The following is a 1,097-nucleotide window of genomic DNA, read 5'->3' as shown; positions in this document are numbered from 1 at the left end:
GGGATGCTGCCGCCGCTGCTGAGCGGCCTGGTCCGGGTCCCCACCCGGCGTGCCGCGCGGGCGGGTTCGGCCTCGGCGGGCAAGCTCGCCCGGCAGTTGGCCGCGCTGCCCGAGAAGGAGCGGGCCGGGACCGTTCTCGAACTCGTCCGTGCCCAGGTCGCGGCGGTGCTCGGCTTCGCCGGTCCGGAGGCGGTCGAACCGGGGCGTGCCTTCAGCGAGGTCGGCTTCGACTCGCTGACCGCCGTCGAGCTGCGCAACCGACTGGGCACCGTCACCGGTGTGCGGCTGCCCGCGACCCTCGTCTTCGACTACCCGACCCCCGTGGTGCTCGCCGAGTACCTGTGCTCGGAGCTGCTGGGCGTGCAGGAGTCCGACGACGCGCCGGTGACCGTCGCGGTGCGCGACGACGAGCCGATCGCGATCGTGGCGATGGCCTGCCGCTTCCCCGGTGGTGTGCGGACCCCCGAGGACCTGTGGGACCTGGTCTCGGAGGGCAGGGACGCCATCTCCACGATGCCCGACGACCGCGGCTGGAACATCGCCGAGCTCTTCGACCCCGACTCCGACCGCCCGGGCACCAGCTACAGCATGAACGGCGCGTTCCTTTACGACGCGCACCACTTCGATCCGACGTTCTTCGGCATCTCGCCGCGTGAGGCCCTGGCCACCGACCCGCAGCAGCGTCTGCTGCTGGAGACGTCGTGGGAGGCCTTCGAGCGCGCCGGCATCGACCCGGCCACGGTGCGCGGCAGCCGCACAGGCGTCTTCGCGGGCGTGATGTACAACGACTACGGGACGTTGTTGCAGCGCGCGCCGGAAGGGCTCGAGGGCTACCTGGGCACCGCCAGTACGGGGAGTGTCGTCTCCGGTCGCGTGTCCTACACCTTCGCTCTGGAGGGCCCTGCCGTCACGGTGGACACGGCCTGCTCGTCCTCCCTCGTCACCCTGCACCTCGCCGCCCAGGCGCTGCGCAACGGCGAATGTGATCTGGCGCTGGCGGGCGGTGTGACGGTGATGGCGACGCCCGGCACTTTCGTCGCGTTCAGCATTCAGCGCGGCCTGTCCGCCGACGGCCGCTGCAAGCCGTTCGCGGCCGC

General features: G+C 71.9%; 1 protein-coding gene. It reads left to right on the top strand.

Features of this window, described 5'->3' with window-relative positions:
* A partial coding sequence (locus CHF15_RS43750; RefSeq protein WP_143681810.1) for an acyl carrier protein occupies positions 1-1,097 on the top strand: 1,097 nt, incomplete at both ends.

The organism is Actinacidiphila glaucinigra (assembly GCF_900188405.1).
In the GTDB taxonomy this organism is placed as follows: domain Bacteria; phylum Actinomycetota; class Actinomycetes; order Streptomycetales; family Streptomycetaceae; genus Actinacidiphila; species Actinacidiphila glaucinigra.
Note: the sequence above shows the minus strand (reverse complement) of the source record. Positions and strands in the feature narration are given on the sequence as shown.